At 39.1% G+C, this 19025-nt stretch carries 15 protein-coding genes; 10 read left to right on the top strand and 5 right to left on the bottom strand.

Annotated elements, in window-relative coordinates; genetic code table 11:
• Positions 1–5: 5 nt before the first annotated feature.
• Both MHH44_RS16470 and MHH44_RS16465 read right to left on the bottom strand, forming a co-directional pair.
• Complete coding sequence (locus MHH44_RS16470) at positions 6–260, bottom strand: phosphopantetheine-binding protein (RefSeq protein ID WP_340735536.1); 255 nt, start codon at positions 258–260, stop codon at positions 6–8.
• A 33-nt stretch (positions 261–293) separates the two neighbouring features.
• Positions 294–1904: a (2,3-dihydroxybenzoyl)adenylate synthase gene (locus tag MHH44_RS16465; RefSeq protein WP_340799063.1), complete on the bottom strand. Its 1611-nt coding sequence runs from the start codon at positions 1902–1904 to the stop codon at positions 294–296.
• A 361-nt stretch (positions 1905–2265) separates the two neighbouring features.
• On the opposite strand from MHH44_RS16465, the gene MHH44_RS16460 reads away from it, so the two are divergent.
• The 7 genes from MHH44_RS16460 to MHH44_RS16430 all read left to right on the top strand — a co-directional run bounded on the left by MHH44_RS16460 (position 2266) and on the right by MHH44_RS16430 (position 9607).
• Entirely contained in the window at positions 2266–3513 is a 1248-nt protein-coding gene (locus MHH44_RS16460) for an FG-GAP repeat domain-containing protein (protein WP_340799062.1), read from the top strand.
• 12 nt (positions 3514–3525) lie between these two features.
• Positions 3526–4224, top strand: coding sequence for a response regulator transcription factor (locus tag MHH44_RS16455; RefSeq protein ID WP_008406124.1), 699 nt, complete (start codon positions 3526–3528; stop codon positions 4222–4224).
• A complete protein-coding gene (locus MHH44_RS16450; RefSeq protein ID WP_340799061.1) occupies positions 4221–5600 on the top strand; it encodes a sensor histidine kinase in 1380 nt (459 codons plus the stop codon). The genes MHH44_RS16455 and MHH44_RS16450 overlap by 4 nt, the downstream gene beginning before the upstream one ends.
• A 19-nt stretch (positions 5601–5619) precedes the next feature.
• A complete protein-coding gene (locus MHH44_RS16445) occupies positions 5620–6417 on the top strand; it encodes a lysozyme inhibitor LprI family protein (protein WP_340799060.1) in 798 nt (265 codons plus the stop codon).
• A gap of 317 nt (positions 6418–6734) precedes the next feature.
• A complete protein-coding gene (locus tag MHH44_RS16440; RefSeq protein ID WP_340799059.1) occupies positions 6735–7481 on the top strand; it encodes an amidohydrolase family protein in 747 nt (248 codons plus the stop codon).
• A 131-nt stretch (positions 7482–7612) separates the two neighbouring features.
• Positions 7613–9175, top strand: coding sequence for a BCCT family transporter (locus MHH44_RS16435; RefSeq protein WP_340799058.1), 1563 nt, complete (start codon positions 7613–7615; stop codon positions 9173–9175).
• Between the two features lie 126 nt (positions 9176–9301).
• Positions 9302–9607: a DUF3243 domain-containing protein gene (locus MHH44_RS16430; RefSeq protein WP_008406077.1), complete on the top strand. Its 306-nt coding sequence runs from the start codon at positions 9302–9304 to the stop codon at positions 9605–9607.
• 81 nt (positions 9608–9688) lie between these two features.
• On the opposite strand, the gene MHH44_RS16425 is transcribed toward MHH44_RS16430, so the two are convergent.
• The 3 genes from MHH44_RS16425 to MHH44_RS16415 all read right to left on the bottom strand — a co-directional run bounded on the left by MHH44_RS16425 (position 9689) and on the right by MHH44_RS16415 (position 14702).
• Positions 9689–11374, bottom strand: a complete 1686-nt coding sequence (locus tag MHH44_RS16425) for a methyl-accepting chemotaxis protein (RefSeq protein ID WP_340799057.1) — start codon at positions 11372–11374, stop codon at positions 9689–9691.
• 684 nt (positions 11375–12058) lie between these two features.
• Positions 12059–13708, bottom strand: coding sequence for a methyl-accepting chemotaxis protein (locus tag MHH44_RS16420; RefSeq protein WP_340799056.1), 1650 nt, complete (start codon positions 13706–13708; stop codon positions 12059–12061).
• A gap of 19 nt (positions 13709–13727) precedes the next feature.
• The gene (locus tag MHH44_RS16415; RefSeq protein ID WP_041865698.1) at positions 13728–14702 is read right to left on the bottom strand and encodes a BMP family lipoprotein; all 975 of its coding nucleotides are present in this window, start codon (positions 14700–14702) and stop codon (positions 13728–13730) included.
• A 520-nt stretch (positions 14703–15222) separates the two neighbouring features.
• On the opposite strand from MHH44_RS16415, the gene MHH44_RS16410 reads away from it, so the two are divergent.
• From MHH44_RS16410 to MHH44_RS16400, 3 genes are all read left to right on the top strand, one after another.
• Positions 15223–16491, top strand: a complete 1269-nt coding sequence (locus tag MHH44_RS16410) for a histidine--tRNA ligase (protein ID WP_340799055.1) — start codon at positions 15223–15225, stop codon at positions 16489–16491.
• 20 nt (positions 16492–16511) lie between these two features.
• Positions 16512–17033 carry a GNAT family N-acetyltransferase gene (locus tag MHH44_RS16405; RefSeq protein ID WP_340799054.1) on the top strand — a complete coding sequence of 174 codons (522 nt, stop codon included), beginning with the start codon at positions 16512–16514 and terminating at the stop codon, positions 17031–17033.
• A gap of 217 nt (positions 17034–17250) precedes the next feature.
• Positions 17251–18954, top strand: a complete 1704-nt coding sequence (locus MHH44_RS16400) for a sensor domain-containing diguanylate cyclase (RefSeq protein ID WP_008406064.1) — start codon at positions 17251–17253, stop codon at positions 18952–18954.
• The last annotated feature ends 71 nt before the right edge of the window (positions 18955–19025 follow it).

Raw genomic sequence — 19025 nt, 5'->3', positions numbered from 1 at the left:
TCGACTCAACCTCCGTAATCTGCCATCGATTGTTTGATCAGACGATGCCACCCGTAGATTGTTGGCTCATCGGCAAGCTGTATGAATGTAAGTGCAAAGCCTTTTTGACGGAGTTCTTCAACAATTGTCATCATTGTGATAGAATCGATCCCGACATCCAGTAAATAATCTTCATCCGAAATCGTATCAATCGGTTCTGTCACATATTGAGCAACAAGTTCGCGCAGCTGTTCCATTGTAAAATCAGTTTGAATTGCCATATTATCAACCTTCTTTTCTTAATATTCAGTATTTTAATGTTGCAGTTGCTGTTCAAGTAAAAGGCGTAAATCCTTTTTCGAAACTTTACCTAGATGGGTCAATGGAAATTGCTCTACAAATAAGATTTCATCCGGAATTTTATAAGTAGCCAGCCCACGTTCACGCAAAAATGACTTTAGCTGGCGTTTCGTTACATCCGCATTTCTTAGAATAATGAAGGCACAGCTTTTTTCACCCATAAAATAATCAGGCATCCCGACAATTGCCGCATCATGGACAGCAGGGTGGGCAAGCAGCATATTTTCCACTTCTTCCGCCGCGATTTTTTCCCCGCCGCGGTTTATTTGATCTTTTGCTCGGCCTTCTACGATTAAATAACCATCTTTCGTGCATCGGACAATATCACCAGTCCGGTAAAAACCATCTTTTGTGAACGCTTTTTCATTATGTTCAGGCGCTTTATAGTACCCTTGGATCGTATATGGCCCACGCGTCAACAGATGTCCTGTCTCGCCAATTGGCAATTCCTGGTCTTCGTTATCCACGATTTTCACCTCGTCATAAGGGGACATGGGGCGACCTTGTGTATAGATGACAATTTCATCAGGATCATCCAATCGTGTGTAATTGACCAAACCTTCCGCCATTCCAAATACTTGCTGCAGTTGACAATCAAATACAGGACGCACACGTTTCGCTGCTTCAGCACTGAATTTCGAGCCGCCAACAAGCATGACTTCCAAGCTCGATAAATCATCCTTATGATTCGGCTTCACATCCAGCCAATGCAGGGCAAGGGACGGAACAAGCGGTACCATTGTCACACGGTGCTTTTCAATAAGCGGGAATGCAACATCCGGACTAGGCGAAGAACTTAAAACGATTTTACCGCCAGCATAAAGGGCTCCCAATATACCTGGGGAACTCATCGGATAATTATGAGAAACCGGTAGAACAACCAAAAATACTGTATCTTCTGTCACCTGGCATTGTTCAACACTCAGCCTGATCGTGTACATATATTCATCATGCGTTCTCGGAATCAGCTTGGAAATTCCTGTACTCCCGCCAGATAGCTGCAAGAATGCTACTTCGCTCCCTCTAACCTCAGGAAACTCAGTAGATTGTGTACTGAATAGTGAATCAAATGACACAAACTCCTGCGCCTCGCCAAGAACGATGACATGCTCCAGCGAATGAACTGCGTGCTGAACTTCTCGCGCAAGACCACGGTAGTCAAAGCCCCCAAAATGATCCATTACGATATAAGCCTTCGCTTCCGCAAATTCGCAGAAGTAGCGAATCTCATTGGAACGGTGAGAGGGAAGTGAAAAGACAGGCAGTGCACCTATCTTAAATAGGGCAAATACAATTTCAACATAACCCACCACATTCGGAAGCTGTACAACGACACGATCTTCTTTCTGAATCCCAAGCAGTAAAAGACCGGTTGCCAACTGGTCCACACGCTCATTAAGCTGTGCATATGTAAGTGATCGTTTATCATCTATAACTGCCACATTGTCAGCAAATTGACGAGCACGGTCTTCGAGCATCTGGCCGAAAGTTAAACCTACCCAACAACCAGTCTCTCGATAAAATTCAGCTCGATCAGCAGGCCACGGTGTAAAACCTTTCAACATGGGTTGAAACCTCCTTTAATAAACATTCAATTATCAACAAATCAACTAATGATATTGATAATCATTATCAGTATGTTGTAACGGTTATGCTACGCCTTAAACCATTACTCGTCAACAATTGATGGACAATTTGATTCAATTAGACCAATTGCTCTGGTTCTTTCGACTTTTTTTATATTAATTAACATGGACTTAAAGAGGGATCTGTAAAATACAGGAGGATAGTTACCTAATAATTAGGAAAGTGTGTCATTAGCAAAATGAACTGTAACCTTTTTGTAACTCTTTCCATAGAAGTTGGCTATATAATAAACTTATTCTAATTGATAGTGTGTTGAGAAAGTAAGGGGTGCGTATGCACATGAGAAAAAGCATTGGGTGGTTAATAATTTTAATGATCACATTGCTTGCTGGATGCGATCTTGTAAAATCCCCAAATGATTTAATTATTTCACCAGAGCAGCAAGACGAACAGAAAAGGAAACTGGAACAACAGCTAAAGATATTGTTGCCACCCTCCAGTGAACTCGTCACACCGGTGCAAAGCGACAAAAATCAGTCCATTTTTATCGAGGATCTGGATGGTGACGGACAGCAAGAAGCCATTGTTTTATACAGAAATCCACAACAGAAATCGCAAGTTCATGTTGTTGTTTTACAAGAAGAAGATAATGAATGGCGGGAAGCGACGAAGGTTGAATCAAATGGGCAGGCAATCGATTATTTTGGACTTCATGACTTAGATAAAGACGGTGTAATGGAAGTAGTACTCGGTTTAGGAGAAAGTGAGTTTGAAACGAAAAAACAGATGATTATTTATGTATGGCAGGACAGAAGCTTGAAAAAGACGGTCGAACGCAGTTATGAAGGGCTTGATATTTCAAATTATAATACTGATGAAAGATTGGAACTTCTTCTTGTGGATGGTGAAAGAAGAGCGTCGTATACCGCCGAATTATTTCACTATGAATTAGGGGATTTAGTATCCCTATCTGCAGTTACTTTAAACAGCTATGCATTTCATCAGCGAATGAAGAGCGGAAAATTAAATGATGGGAATCACGCATTATTTATTGATAGTGCAATTGGTGTGAACTCCATGATCACTGAAATTATTGCTTTTGACGGTTCAGCCCTGATAAAGGTAGGCGGTGAACAAGGGGATCTCCCATTTAAATCGCTGTCTCTATATAGTACAGATCTTAATGAAGACGGCATAATTGAAGTCGGTGAAACGTATTTGCCGGAAGGATGGGTAGAAGCAGATTCAACTGAAACCCCATATCTCGTGCGCTATGTCACCTATTCAATCAACGGTACTTCTAAAAAAGTAACAGAACGGGCTACCAACCTTGAACATACTTTTTATATAGATATTCCGGAAAAATGGCACGGGAAAGTGACCATTAAGTCGATAGAAAACGGAATCCAACTTGTATCACTTGCAAACAATGATCTGCTGTATGAAGTGAAATGGACGAATAACGAAGCACATGATTCTGCTCATACAATATTAGAAGAAACGAAAGACACGATTTATTATTCTACGATAGAAGAACACCCGGATTTTCCTGTTGAAGTATTTCATTTGGAACAATACGAGTTTTAAGCGAGGGCAAATATGACAAACATCCTAGTTGTTGAAGATGAACTATCCATTCGCAGTTTTGTCTCATTAAGTTTGAGAAAGAAAGGCTATGAAGTGATGGAAGCCGAATCAGGCGAACAGGCATTAGAATTATTTCGAAATAAGAATTTTGATGTGGTTTTGCTCGATTTAATGTTGCCGGGAATCGATGGATTTACGGTCTGCCAGGAGATTAGGAAAGTGAATCAAAAGGTAGGCATCATCATGATTACGGCCAAAACACAAGTGAAGGATAAAATAGAGGGCCTTGTGATAGGGGCAGATGATTATTTATGTAAACCATTTAGTCTGCAGGAATTGGAAGTGAGAATTTTTTCGCTTTTGCGGAGGATGAATGTCGCTGACGAAGCAGCATCCCAAATGACTGATATGCTGATTTCCGGGGACTTCAAGATGGATTTAAAAAATAACAAGTTTTACAGTTTTGATGAAGTAGTGAAGTTGACACCGACTGAATTTTCTCTGCTGCATTTTCTAATGGGACATCCAAACAAATTGTTTACAAGAGATGAGTTATTGGATGCTGTATGGGGCGAAAATTATGTAGGCGAATTAAAAGTAGTGGATGTCAATATTAGACGAATTCGTCAGAAAATCGAAAAAGATCCTTCCTCCCCAATGTATTTATGTACTGAATGGGGACGCGGATACCTATGGAAGGTTAACGAATGAAACGTAAAGTCATTCTTTATTTCATGATTATCATTATTTTGACGTTAACCCTTGTGATGACAGTGTTTTGGGGTGCATTGACAAAGTATTATTACCAAGGAATCGCCAATACGTTTCAACAACATGTTGAAGCGATCCATCCTAGGTGGGCAAATGAAATCGAGCTTACTTCCGACAGGATAAAAGATTTCGGTGACTTCGTTATAAAAAGCTATGAGTATGACGGTGCGGAATTGCAGCTGTTGAATCGTGACGGTGAAATGATCCAGTCATCTACAGGGTTTTATGAAGACATCAGCTATACAGTGGATCCGAATCTCTTTTCTTCCTATAGCCCTTATTATGAAAAGGAGGAGCTTGAACGGACAGAAGAGAAAGTTTTGGCTATGTATATCCCGTTGCTGTTGGACGACAAAGTGATAGGCGTACTTCGTTATACTACGTCATTAACAGAGACCAATCTTCTCATACAAAGCCTGTTAGGATACGGAATCTTGCTATGTTTTGGAGTTGCGGCAATTGTCTTTCTCGTAGCCCTTCAGCTTGCCCAGTCTATTGTAAAGCCCTTTAATAAAATCATTCAATTTACAGAGACAATGGCGAAAGGACAATTCGAAAAAAGAATCAAGGAAGATTATCCGGCTGAATTAGGCGAAATGTCAAAAACACTGAATTATATGGCGGATGAGATTGTCAAAACGGACCAGTTAAAAAATGATTTTATCTCCTCGATTTCTCATGAGCTTCGGACACCGTTGACAGGAATAAAAGGGTGGGCTGAAATGCTGGAGTCACCGGAAGGGTTAACGGAAAAAGAAATCAACTTTGGTTTACGGATGATTAACAGTGAATCCGATCGCCTTATAAAATTGGTGGAGGATCTTCTGAATTTCTCAAGATATGAGTCAAACCGCATTGAGCTACACCCGACAAAGTTTGCCTATGCGACACTGATTGAAGAAGTGACATTACAGTTGCAAAGTAAAGCAAATGAAAAGAATATCCGCATGAATCTGAACAGTACCCCAGTTTCTATTTACGCCGATGAAGATAAAATCCGGCAAGTTTTATTGAATACACTCGAAAATGCGATTAAATTTTCGCCTCATAACAGCGTAATAGTTATTAAGCAATACGAATCGAACGGGAAGGCAATTTGTATAATTCGGGATGAAGGAATTGGAATAAAGGAAGAACAGCTACAGCATATTATGAATTCTTTTTATAAAGCTGATGTGAAATCCGTTGGTGCCGGACTTGGATTAGCGATTTCCCGTACGATTATTTTAAAGCACGGCGGGACAATCGAGGTGAATAGTGTATACGGAAAAGGTACAGAAGTTTTTATTGAATTGCCCTTAAATAGTAGCCTGTAATAGAGAGAGGGGAAACAACATGAAGAAATTATTAGGAATGTTTACCGTTTGCTTATTGTTAGTTGGCTGCGGTACCGAAAGCGAGGAACAACTAAAAGACAAAGTCATTGTAGCGTTGGAAAATGAAGAATATGATAAAGCGTTAATATTAATAGAGCAAAATTCAGGGGATAGCCAAATCGACGAAGAAACAAAAAATTTATACGCACAGCTTCTGGAATTTAAAGAAGTAGAGGAAGCAAGAAGCCATGCTGATTGGGATGGCGTTTTAGAAAAAGCTCATACTCTACTGGAAAATCCTGAATTGGAAACCAATTTAAAAACCAAGCTGGAGAACATGATTGAAGAAGCCGAACTGGAAATTAATAAAAGCATTAGAGAGAACTTTGAACAAAATTCCGCAAATGGTGACGAAGAAGGAAATCCTCCACCTGGAGAACCCGAAGATACACCTGTCAGCTTGAAGGAAAAGTACCTCGCTAAATTAGCGGAGGTAGAAAAAAGTGTGAAAGAGTTTGATGAAATTTTCGATCAAGGAATACAAGTAGAAATGACAGCAGCAGAAGGAGAAATATTCTCGAAATGGGATATGCTATTAAATGAAATCTACGCAGATCTAAAGAAAACCTTGCCACCTAATGACATGAGCAAACTAAGAGAAGAGCAGCATGACTGGCTGGAATATCGCGACGAAAAGGCAAAAGAGGCCGCCTTACAATATAAAGGCGGATCGATGGAAACTTTACAGTATGTAAGCACACAAGCCCAGTTAACAAAAGAAAGATGCTATGAATTAGTCGAATTGTATATGAAATAGATAAGGAACAAGAGGCTGTAGGGTTAATTCCTTACAGTCTTTTTTATAGAGGGTGCCAGGTTCCTCCTAGATGTTCTAATAAATCTTAAATTGTTCTAATATCACAAAAAAGGTTCTAATAAAAACCGGAAGTTCTAATATAATAGCCAAATGTTCGAATAACCCCGTCAGAAGTGCAAATAAACCACTCCAATCTTCTAATAAGCAGCCGCCATTTTCTAATATCCGTACCAACTGTTCTAATAAAACATCCTCGCCAACATGAGACATCTGTTGGAAAAAAATATATAGTAAAAACAAAAGGGGGGAGAAGAGAAATGAGAATTTTTGATGCGCATTTTCATATTATCGATTATCAATTTCCGATTATCGAAAGTCAGGGCTATATGCCGCCAAGATATGACGTTGCAGCATATAGCGAAGAAACAAAAGATTTATCGGTTCAAAGCGGGGCAATTGTTTCAGGGTCATTTCAAGGATTTGATCAAACGTATTTACTTGATTCGCTAAAGCAGCTTGGTCCGGCATTTTGCGGCGTGACACAATTGCCGTATACAGTGTCAGACGAAGAAATCGAAGCATTGCATAAAAATGGTGTGAGGGCATTGCGTTTTAACATTAAACGCGGTGGCTCGGAAGATTTATCGAAGCTCGATTATTTTGCGAGACGTGTGCATGAACTAGTCGGCTGGCATAGCGAGCTGTATATCGATGCGAAAGAATTGCCTGAAATTGCTGCAACGATTGAGAAATTACCGGCTATTTCGATCGATCATCTAGGGTTATCGGAAGAAGGGCTGCCGCATTTACTGAAGCTGGTCGATAAAGGGGTACGTGTGAAAGCGACCGGTTTTGGCCGAGTAGAATTAGATGTAAAAAAAGCACTGCCGGAAATTTACAGCATTAACCCGGATGCACTTATGTTCGGGACGGACTTGCCGTCCACCCGGGCAAAACGACCATTTGAAATTGCGGACATTACGCTGATCCAGCAACTTTTTGATGAACAAGCCAGCGATAAAATCTTCTATACGAATGCGTCGGCTTGGTATTTTGGTAAATAATAAAATTTAGCGAAGAATCCAATGAGCAAAGCCGAAATAATTATATAAAAATAGTAACAGCCTTTGTAATGATGTTTAAAAATAGCATAATATGGGTAATTTCTCTTCAATGTATTTAAAGAGGTGAACATATGAAAGGGAAATATTTTTCGAATACTGTATTTACAGTTTCAGCAGTATTTATATTAATCTGTGTTATTTTTGGAAGCATCGCACCAGAAGCCTTCAGTAATGTTGCTACATATTTATTTGGTTTAACAACCGACTATTTTGGCTGGTTTTACTTGCTCTCCGTTTTTATTATTATTGTATTTCTTTTCGTGCTGGCTATTTCCAAGTACGGGAAAATCCGTTTAGGAGGAAAAGATGCACAACCGGAATTTAAATTCCATACATGGATTGCGCTATTATTTGCAGGGGGCCTTGGAATTGGGTTAGTTTTCTGGGGTGTGGCCGAGCCGATGAGTCATTACTTTAAAACGCCATTTAATGATGTCCAGGCGCAAACAACGGATGCGGCCCGTCTTGCAATGGGCTATGCCTTTTTCCACTGGGGGATTAGCCAATGGTCCGTATTTGCGATCATTGGGTTAGTTATGGCCTATATGCAATTCAACAAAAAAAGAGATTTGTTAATATCTACGGCGTTAGAGCCTGTCACAGGAACAAATCAGGGCATTAAAAATACAGTTGATATATTGGCTGTTATTGCTACAGTAATGGGTGTTGCTACGTCAATCGGATTAGGTGTTCTGCAAACGAATGGTGGTTTAAATGCCGTCTTTAATACACCGATTTCCATTTGGGTCCAGTTAGCAATTATAGGGGTAGTTTTCATTGGATATATGGCATCTTCTATAAGCGGTCTACAAAAGGGGATTCGTATATTGAGTAATGTAAACATGTACTTGGCCTTGATTTTACTAGTATTTGTTTTTGTTACAGGCCCTACAGTTTTCATATTGGAAAGTTTCGTTTTAGCAATCAGTGATTATATTACGAATTTCGTACAGTATAGCCTACGTTTGCAGCCGTATGCAGGGGGAACGTGGGTGAAGGATTGGACAATTTTCTATTGGGCGTGGGCGATTGCCTGGTCACCTTTTGTCGGATCGTTCGTAGCACGTGTATCGAAAGGGCGTACAATCCGTGAATTTATCGTCGGCGTTTTAATCATTCCGCCGGTTATCTCTTGTTTCTGGATTGCGGTATTTGGCGGTTCAGCACTTTACTTTGATTTGAACAAAGGCACAACAATCGCCGAAGCAGTTGATACTGATCTGACTGTCGCCTTGTTCCTTATGCTGGAACAGCTTCCGTTAACAACGATTGCCTCGATTTTAGGGATTGTTTTAATTGTTATTTTCCTTATTACATCAGGAGATACAGCTACATTTATTATGGCAAGTATGACGGATAAAGGGACAATGAACCCTCATAATCGATTAAAAGTAATATGGGGTGTATTAATCGCTGCGATTGCAAGTGTACTATTGTTTTCAGGCGGGCTCGAAGCATTGCAAACAGCTTCCCTCATATCAGCCCTTCCTTTTACTGTCGTCATGCTCTTACTCATTGTATCCTTCTTTAAAATGATCCGACATGAAGTCATTCCTATTACGAAGCGGGATGTCCGTCGTCATAAACGAATTATGGAACATATCGAAAAAACCGAAAATAATACAAACAAATAGATAAAGACCGGACAATCACCGTTATGTAGTTCAAAATAATAGCTTTTATTAAAATAAAGTTTAATTACAAATAAGGCGGGTAATTGTTAGGGGAACGCCAAAACACAATCTAGGAGGAATTACAAAATGAGTGAAATGAATAACATTAACAAAAAACTTGAAGAATTATCTCCTGAAAAAAAAGATCAGATTTTAGAAAGTTTTTCAACGTTCAAAAGTTATTTGAACGACCAGCTTGCTAAAGGTGAACGATTAGGTTTGAGCGATGATATGTTGGCAAAAGGTGCCAAGTTTGTAGCGGATCATTTAGCTAAAAACGAAGAACCTCGAAACAGTGAAGAAAAAGTGCTGCAAGAATTATGGAAAGTAGCAGATGAAAATGAAAAGAAAGCATTGGCAAGTGTGCTAGTTAAAATGGTACAAGCAGATTAACACGTTGGATTAAGTTAGTAGAATCCAATCATACTAAGAAACGCAAAAGCTGATTTGCAGCTTTTGCGTTTTTTATGTTTACTACACTTTAAATAGATTGATTTGTTCTTGAACTCCGACAGCGCCTTCACTCAATGATTGGGCGACCTCGTTAATCTCCTGCATTGTAGCAGTTTGTTCTTCAACTGCTGATAGGACAATGCCAATCTCACCGGCAGCGCTGTTAGCTGCATGAGCCATTTCAGCAATAGACGCTGCAACTTCCTCGGTACTTGCGGAAATTTGTTCGGACGATGCAGAAACTTCCTGAATTTGAGCAGTCATCTCTGTAATCGACCCGACAATATGATTAAATGAAACTTGCGCATTTTGTAAGTAGACAACACCTTGATCGACATTTTGAGCTGTTGTATTGACGCTTTCTTCAACTTCTCTCGTATCTTTTTGAATTGTCGATGTAAGGCCGGCAATTTGTGATGCCGAGCTCTTCGATTGCTCTGCCAGTTTGCGCACTTCGTCAGCGACAACGGCAAACCCTTTCCCATGTTCTCCTGCACGGGCTGCTTCAATTGCTGCATTTAGAGCAAGCAAGTTTGTCTGATCTGTAATATCCGTAATCACTTTTGTAATGTTCTCGATTTCGGCAGATTGTCTGCTCAGCTGTTTAATTTTTTCTTTTGTTTCATAAGAAGATTGCTGAATAACCGACATTTGCTGTTCGGCTGTCTGTAATGTATGACCACCTTCTCCTGCAATTGTCTGCATATCCATCGCATGAGAGTTCAATACTTGCGCGGCTTCAGCGATTCGGCTTACACCTTGAGCTGTCTCATCCATAGCAACAGCACAATCATTACCGATTGCTGCAGAATTACTACCGCTTTCTGAAACGGTTTCCACACGTTTTGCAATGTCAGCAGAAGCAGCCGACACTTCATCGGTACTGCTCGCCAGCTGTTCTGAAGCAGCTGTTGTACTTGAAACGTTCAACGATACATTACTGATTAAGCTGGAAAGACTGGCTTTCATTGCATTAAAGGCAGCCGCAAGTTCGCCAATCTCATCTTTTGTTTTCACATGAACATCTTCTTCTCGTAAATCACCGTTCGCAATCACATGTGCCGCATTTGTTAATCTGTGTAAAGGGCGAGTAATGTTGAGTGTAATAAAGATGGCTAAGCATGATGCAAGTAAAATACCAATAACGGAAATGGTAATCATGAGTGTTTTACTGATTTTTGCACTTGCTGTTGTTTCGTCGCTTGTTGTATGCATTTGTTCCTTTTGAACATCAACAATGCTGTTGATTGTTTGCTGAATCGAGCGGTTAGCAGGTACCGCGAATTCAAATAGCATATTATTAGCTTTTTCAAATTCATCGTTATCTATATAGTCAATAACTTGAGAAACATAGTCATTATATAAAGCTTGATTTTCTTTTAAAGTATTAATTTGTTCCTGCATATCAGCAGTTCTAAATAATCCTTCGATTTCACCGATTTTTTCTGCAATTGTTTCTCTTTGAGTAGTAAGGTTTTCTAAATCAGCTGAATCCTGACGTAAAACATAAGAGCGGATATACAGCCCTTGTAATGATGTCGCATTTTGGATTTCCGATAGTTCCGTTACTTTATATACTCGATCTTCAATGAGGAACGAATAATCCTCATCGATTTCAGTCATTTTAATGACAGAAAAAATTGAAAGAAAAATAAGAATTACAATAACGATACCAAAACTACCGAACAGTTTCTTTCCAATATTCATATTTATTTTCCTCCGAATGTCATAGTTAAAATATATCTATAACTTCGGTTTAAATTCAAAGTACTTAAGACTTACTTTTAAAAAGAGGGAATACTTATTTAGTCTTAAATTAAAGTTTTGGCATTAAGTAATATTTCTATTGTTTTAAGTAGGATATTTCGTCATATTCCAGTTTAATGTATGGAATTAAGTTTCTGGGGTGCATTTTCTAATATATTGCCGGGTTGTTCTAATATAGCGAAAAATGTTCTAATAAAAGCTGGATTTTCTAATATAAGTGCCCGTTGTTCTAATAAGTATCCGAGATGTTCAAATAAAGTCAGTGAATGTTCTGATATCACGGTGCAATCTTCTAATATCGGATGCAACTCTTCTAATAAAACACCAAACCGTAAACCACATACCGTAAAACAAGGAAAACTACCTCAGCCAAAAGCCCATCTATTGAAAACTTCTAATAAACTTTGTCGATGTTCTAATAACCCATCGCAATCTTCTAATATCATGCGCAACTCTTCTAATAAAATAGCAAACCATATCCCGCAAACCGGTACATAAGCAAACATCTCGCACCAGAAGTCCATTAAAAGAAAACTTCTAATAAATTTAACCAGAATCCCAATAATAAAACCACCTAACCCCATAAGAAAAACCGAAACCCTATAAAAGGATTTCGGCATACAATTAAGTTCTAAACTTCGCCACAATACCTTGCAGCTCTTCGGCAAGATGGGCAAGGGAACCTGCTGCGGTATTTACTTCTGACATCGAGGCAAGCTGCTCTTCTGAAGCGGATGCGACCGACACGGCATTATCGGCCGTAGTTTCGGAGACTGCCGCCATTTGCAGTGATTGCTCTGATACAGCTGCCATTTTCGAATGAATACTATCAGACACAGCTGTAATCTCGGTTACCTGGTTTTGTACTTGACCGATAATAGCCATAATTTCATCAAATGTTGCCTTCGTATCATACGAAATTGTGATCCCCGCATTGACGCGATCCTTCACTTGCTGAATAGATGCAACGGTTGTCGTCGTATCATTTTCAATCTCAACGGCAATTCGCGAAATATCGGATACCGACTGCTTCGTCTGCTCGGACAGTTTTTTCACTTCATCCGCGACAACAGCAAAGCCTTTACCAGCTTCACCCGCACGCGCTGCTTCGATTGCAGCATTCAAGGCAAGCAGGTTCGTCTGATCGGAAATATCCTGTACAAGCTTTAGTATATTGACGATCTCAGTCGTACGGCTAGCAAGAAGTGTTAAAGAATCAGCTGTTTCATCGACTGTTGATTGAATGAGATTCATTTGAGATACAGTGTTTTCAACATATACCGAACCTTTTTCAATTTTTTCATTTGTTGAATTAGACAATGTTGTTGCCTGATTCGCCTGATTCGCAATTTCCTCAGCTTCTTCTAATACTTTTTGTGCAAAGGAGGCAGAGGCGTTCGACATTTCTTTTTGCTTGTCCGCTGCATCCGATACATTTTGAATGGAAGTGGAAATCAGTTCTGTGCCAAGCATTGTTTCATCGGCACTGGCCATCAGTTCCTCGGCAGATGCTGCAACCTGATCTGAACTGTCCGAAACATGTGTAATGATTTCCTTTAAGTTGCCGGTCATTTGGCGGAATGAAACCTGCAGTTCGCCAACTTCATCGTCAGACTCTTTATCCTCAAACTGCACATTTAAATTCCCTGCAGCAATTTCTTTTGCACCTGCAGTTAATCGACTGATGCGGCCAACAATTCTGTTTGTAAAATACAGGGCCGATACAACGCTTACAATAATCAGTGCGATCGCTGAAATAATGGAAATCCATGTAATGGCATTAATTTTATTGCCAAGCTCTTGCTGCATTGCGGTATAGTTTGCACTGACATCACGTTTCAACTCGATGACATCATTGACAATTCCTCGTGTACGCTGGGATTGGCGCTTAATTTCCGCCACATTTGTTTCCTGTAGGGAAGCTGTAGTCGCTTCAGCAATTTTAGTGAATTTTTCTTCAAATTGTGCACTAATCTGACGTTGGCGATCTGTTGAAAAACTGCTTTGCAGACTATTGTAAATTTCTTCTGTTCGTGCTAAATCTGTTTCAATATTATACTTGTTGTTTTCAGACACATTGATCGAATAGACGCTCAATGATTTCTGCAGGCTTTGTACCGAGCTGTTTAATTCCTCAACAGCAACCAAGGAATCCACCACTTCTTCCGTTGATGCATTCAGGCTCATAAGCTGACTAATATTATAAGCGATAATACAGACAGCTAATATTAGCGGTAACAATGCCAATATTAATATTTTTTGTTTTAATTTCACTGTTGTACGACCCTTTCTTCTACTTAATCGTCAGTTGCCCGTCCGCAAGCTCCTGCTGTAGGTTTTCAATTTGCTTTTGTTCCTGTGCAGTTAAATTCACGACACGGATTGGTGCTAGACTTACACCATTTTCTTTAATGCCAAGCACTTTATCTTTTTCCGAAAGGGTCCCCGTTTCCGAAACTTCTTTAATTGCCTGATAAACAGCTGTATCTACCCGTTTCAGCATGGAAGAAACAATCGTATCTTCTGCAAGGAAAAACTGATCGCTGTCCACACCGAATGCATATACACCGGCTTTCTGTGCCGCTAAAATGGAGCCAACACCTGTAAAGCCTGCAGCGGGATAAATAAAGTCCGCGCCTTGTTCAATCATATCCTGTGCAATGGAGGCACCAAGCTGATCATCACCGAAATTCCCCGCATAAACGGATAGCATTTCTGTATCAGGATTTACTTGTTTGGCACCTGCTTTAAAACCGGTTTCAAAACGTTCGATTACCTCATTTTCAACACCACCGATAAATCCGATTGTATTGCTGTCTGATTTCATCGCAGCGAGTGCACCGAGTAAGTAGGAACCTTCATCTTCTTTAAATGTTATGTTATGAACATTCGGCAAGTCCGACACAGCATCGATCAATAAAAACTGCTCGTCCGGATTGGCAGCGGCAACGGCCTCCATATCCTCCTGGACCGTAAACCCGATTCCAATGATCAGATCCTGACCTTCCTCAACGAGCTCTTCCAGCCCTTGCTTATATGTACCGGTAAATTCAAGTTCACGGTAATCAAATGTTATATTTAATTCATCGCGTGCTTTTTCGAGACCTTCAAAAGCAATATCTGAAAACGACTGATCACCAAGTCCTGCATCTGACAGCATGACCCCAATTTTCACCCGCTCCTTTTTCTCTTCCTCTGACTTCTGTGAGCAGGCAGAGAGCACGACTACAACGAGAAGACTCATCAAAAACAACCATCTTCTTTTCATTTCATCAGTCCTTTACTTTAAATACATTATGTAGAGGTTCGACCTCCAACATTTTCAATTTTAACGTATACTTGTCATTTAATAAATGAAATAAAAAAAATATGCAGAAAATTAATAATTTTTGGGAGATTATGGGTAATCGAAATTTTATTAGAAGATAACTTGGGGATATTAGAAAAAATCCAAGCGTTATTAGAAAATCGTAAAGTCATATTAGAACACCTCAAATTAGATGAGTACTTCTCCAACTATAAAAAGAAAATTCTGAAACTTTAGTTGACACAATCTGGAAGCATGCAGTATAGTGTAGTAATTAAAAAGGGGGAAACTTTATGAAAGGGTTCATTTATACTCAACAGCAGTTTGCACAATTACATCTTCATACTAAGTAGTCTTGCTATCTTTATTAAATTTTTAATAATGAATAGGAAGACTTTTTCGCATTGAATCGTATAATAAAGCCGTTTTGGAGCTTTATCATTATACGATTTTTTTATTTCTCAAAAACAGGAGGATTCGTATGAAAAAAATGGACTATCAAAATGTAAAAGGAACACAGGATTACTTGCCGGCTCAGGAAGTTGTAAGACGCAACATTCGGCGCACTTTAGAAGATACGTTTATGTTGTACGGTTGTAAGCCATTGGAGACGCCGATATTAAACTATACAGAGTTAATGGCTTCCAAATATGCAGGCGGGGCTGAAATATTAAAGGAAATGTACACATTAACCGATCGAGGAGAACGCGATTTAGCGCTTCGTTATGATTTGACGATACCTTTTGCGAAAGTAATTGCGATGAATCCACAGCTTTCAATGCCATTTAAGCGCTATGAAATCGGAAAAGTCTTTCGGGATGGACCGATTAAAGCAGGGAGATTTAGAGAATTTACTCAATGCGATGTGGATGTAGTCGGTATCGAGTCACAGTCTGCAGAAGCTGAACTGATGGTGATGACAATCGATGCTTTTAACAAGCTAAATATTGAGATGTTGATTCAATTCAATAATCGCAAGCTATTGGCAGGGTTATTGCAATACTTTAAAGTTCCTCAACTAAAAATAAATAGCGTCATTCTCATACTGGACAAAATGGAGAAAATAGACCAAGTTACTTTACTGAAAGAACTGGAAGAACAGAACCTTTCACCTTCAACGATTAAGTTAATTAAGCAATTTTTAAATGCCAATCCGACAATTGCCTATTTTGAGAAGTACCGAGAGGAAAATGAATTAATTAAACAAGGCTATGAAGAATTAATCGAGCTGCAGGATTATTTACAAGTTTTAAATGTTGGTGAAAGTTGTGTGTTTAACCCATTTCTAGCTCGAGGTCTGGAGATATATACAGGTTCCATTTATGAGCTATTTCTAAAAGATGGTGCAATTAAATCAAGTATTGGAGGCGGTGGCCGTTACGATAATGCAATTGGAGGATTGATCGGTTCAGAGGAAGAGTTTTCGACTGTAGGTATCTCATTTGGTTTGGATGTTATTTATACAGCGATGGAGCAAAGAGAAAATAGTGCAGATCAGGCGTTGGTGGATATTTTTATTATTCCATTAAATACGGAAAAGGAAGCACTGCGTTTAGCATGGCAATTACGTCAGCAGGGAAATCGTGTAGAAGTTGAACTGAGTGGTAAGAAATTGCGGAAAGCAATGGAAAAGGCAAACCGTGAAAATATCCGGAAAGTAATCATTTTAGGAGAAAATGAAATTCACACAAAACGATATGAGATGAAAGATATGCAAACAGGAGAAGTGGAGCAATTTGAAATACTGTAATATAGAAGGGAAGAGATGGGATGAATATTCGAAAAGCAAATAGAGACGATGCACCGGGGATTGCAAAAGTGCATGTTGATAGTTGGAGAACTACATATAAAGGCATTATTCCCCAAAGCTTTTTAGATGAATTAAGCTATGAACAACGTACAAAACTGTGGGAAAATAATATTTCAGATCAAACAAATACGATTTTTGTAGCAGAAAATGAAAATATAATTATAGGCTTTGTTACCGGGGGCACACGTAGTACAAATAAAGAAGTTGGAGCAAGTGATTTAACTTCGATTTATTTACTTGAAGAATGGCATGGCCAAAGCGTTGGGAAAAAGCTATTAAATCAAATCATGACTTCCTTATTAGAACAAGGCTATCAAAAAGTATATGTGGATGTATTAGCAGACAATAAAACAAAACAGTTTTACCAATATTATGGGGCTGAGTATGTCAAAACTGTACAATTAAGTATAGCAGGTAAGACATTAGAGGAAGAGATTTATATATGGAACAGTGTAGAAAAAGTAATCCAACAATCAAAATAAAACAATTTACATTTTTTGTCTAAATTCAAATAATTTTATTGAATAATCGTAATATTATGTTATTATTTTACAGTATGCTATAGCTAAAAACCTAGCAATTCTCTAAATATTAGGATAATAGAAATAAAAAATTAGGAAGTAAAACATGCTACATTCCTTAATAGACATGATATAATAATTGTTATCAGACATTTCAGTTAAAAGGGAGGGGGCAAGTATGGAATTTAATCAAAGAACGAAAAAGAACGTATTATTGCTTTGGTTAGCTACTGGGCTACCCCTCATGTACGGCTTATATTTTCTGTTTCCAAATCAGCCGATCGACTGGGAAATTTTTGTGTATTTATCGATATTCGCGCTCATCACAACAGCAATTCCATTTCAAATAGGAAATACGACGATTATTCTTTCACAATGGGTCACATTGGCAGCCTTTTTGCTGTACGGCGTAGGGGCGGAAATGCTGATTGTCCAATTAAGTATTTTACCGATTATTTACCAGATGAGAAACCATAAAGATGCGTTTTACCGAATCATCTTTACTTCTTGGATGTTTGCCTATACGTCGTTTTTCGCTGCAGGCATTGTTCATTTAGCGGGGTTTGAAGTAGGGAATTCGAATTTAACGCATTTACTGCTTTACGGAACGGTATTTGTCGGGTTCCATTTGTTTATCAACCATACGATTTTATATGTACGCGATCGCTTTACAGGTGAAAACGAAAAGTTTTTCAGTGAACATATATTATGGGATTACGGCAGCGCAACCATTACGATCCCGTTTGCCATTACATTAGTCATCCTGATTAATGATATAGGTGCACCAGCAATTTTCCTGCTCGGTATTCCTTTTTTTGCGATAACATTTGTTGCAAAAATGTACAATATTTCGGAACGGGTCAACTATTCACTCAGTAAAGCAAGCGAGTTTGGTCATGAGTTGGCAGACAGGTTAAGTGCACAGCAAATTATTGAACTGTTTATGCACCGGGTGAGTCAGCTCTTTGCACATGATGCAATGTATCTTGTCGATAATATTCAAGGAAAATATGTGATTTTGCGTGCAAGAGTAGATGGAAAAGATATCGAAATTCAGGCTGATTCAGATTCAATCCGCGATTCATTTATTCATATTTGCTTCCAAACAGAAGACAAAAAGGTATTCTCTAGTGCAAAAGAGTGGGAAGAAGATGCGCCGGATTTCCTCCCGCTTGATATGAATAGTGTCATGATTGTTCCAATACACCGTAACCAAAAAACGGAAGGAACATTAATTTTAACGGCACGCAAAAAGAATGCATTTGAAAAGTATCAGATGGATATCGTTCACTTACTGTCGACGTATTTTGCCGTGTCTCTGGAAAAAGCGAAATACTTAAGCGCGGCAGTTGAGAAAAGTGAGACATGTGCATTAACAGGTCTATATAATTATCATTATTTAGATAAGATGCTATTAGTAGAGCAAGAGCGGATTAAGGCGAATCCTCATCTTCAGTTTTCATTATTAATGATGGATATTGATTATTTTAAACGGATTAATGATACGTATGGCCATCATGCGGGAAATATCATCCTTCAAAATTTTGCTAAGCTACTAGAAAACTTTGTTCCGGAAGAAGCGGTTTTAGCTAGGTATGGTGGAGAGGAATTTGTCATGCTTTTACCGCATAGGACGAAGGATGAGGCAGTCCAATTAGGTGAAGAAATTCGTCAATGTGTAGAAGTAACACCATTTTTAATTGAATCCGATTTAGCCGAAGCCGGTCAGAAAGAGCTGGTGTTTATTACAGTGAGTATCGGTGTTTCAAATGTCCCGGATGACACGGATGAAACGAAAGGGCTTTTACGCAATGCCGACCGTGCACTGTATATCGGAGCAAAACAGGCAGGGCGCAATAAAGTAGCAGAGTATTCACGTTAAGAGAACTCCTTAGTTAACGCTATGGAGTTCTTTTATTGTTATGGAGCAGAGAAAACCACCAGTTCAACTGG

Origin of the sequence: Solibacillus sp. FSL K6-1126, assembly GCF_038003445.1 — a bacterium.
GTDB classification, from domain to species: Bacteria; Bacillota; Bacilli; order Bacillales_A; family Planococcaceae; genus Solibacillus; species Solibacillus silvestris.
Note: the sequence above shows the minus strand (reverse complement) of the source record. Positions and strands in the feature narration are given on the sequence as shown.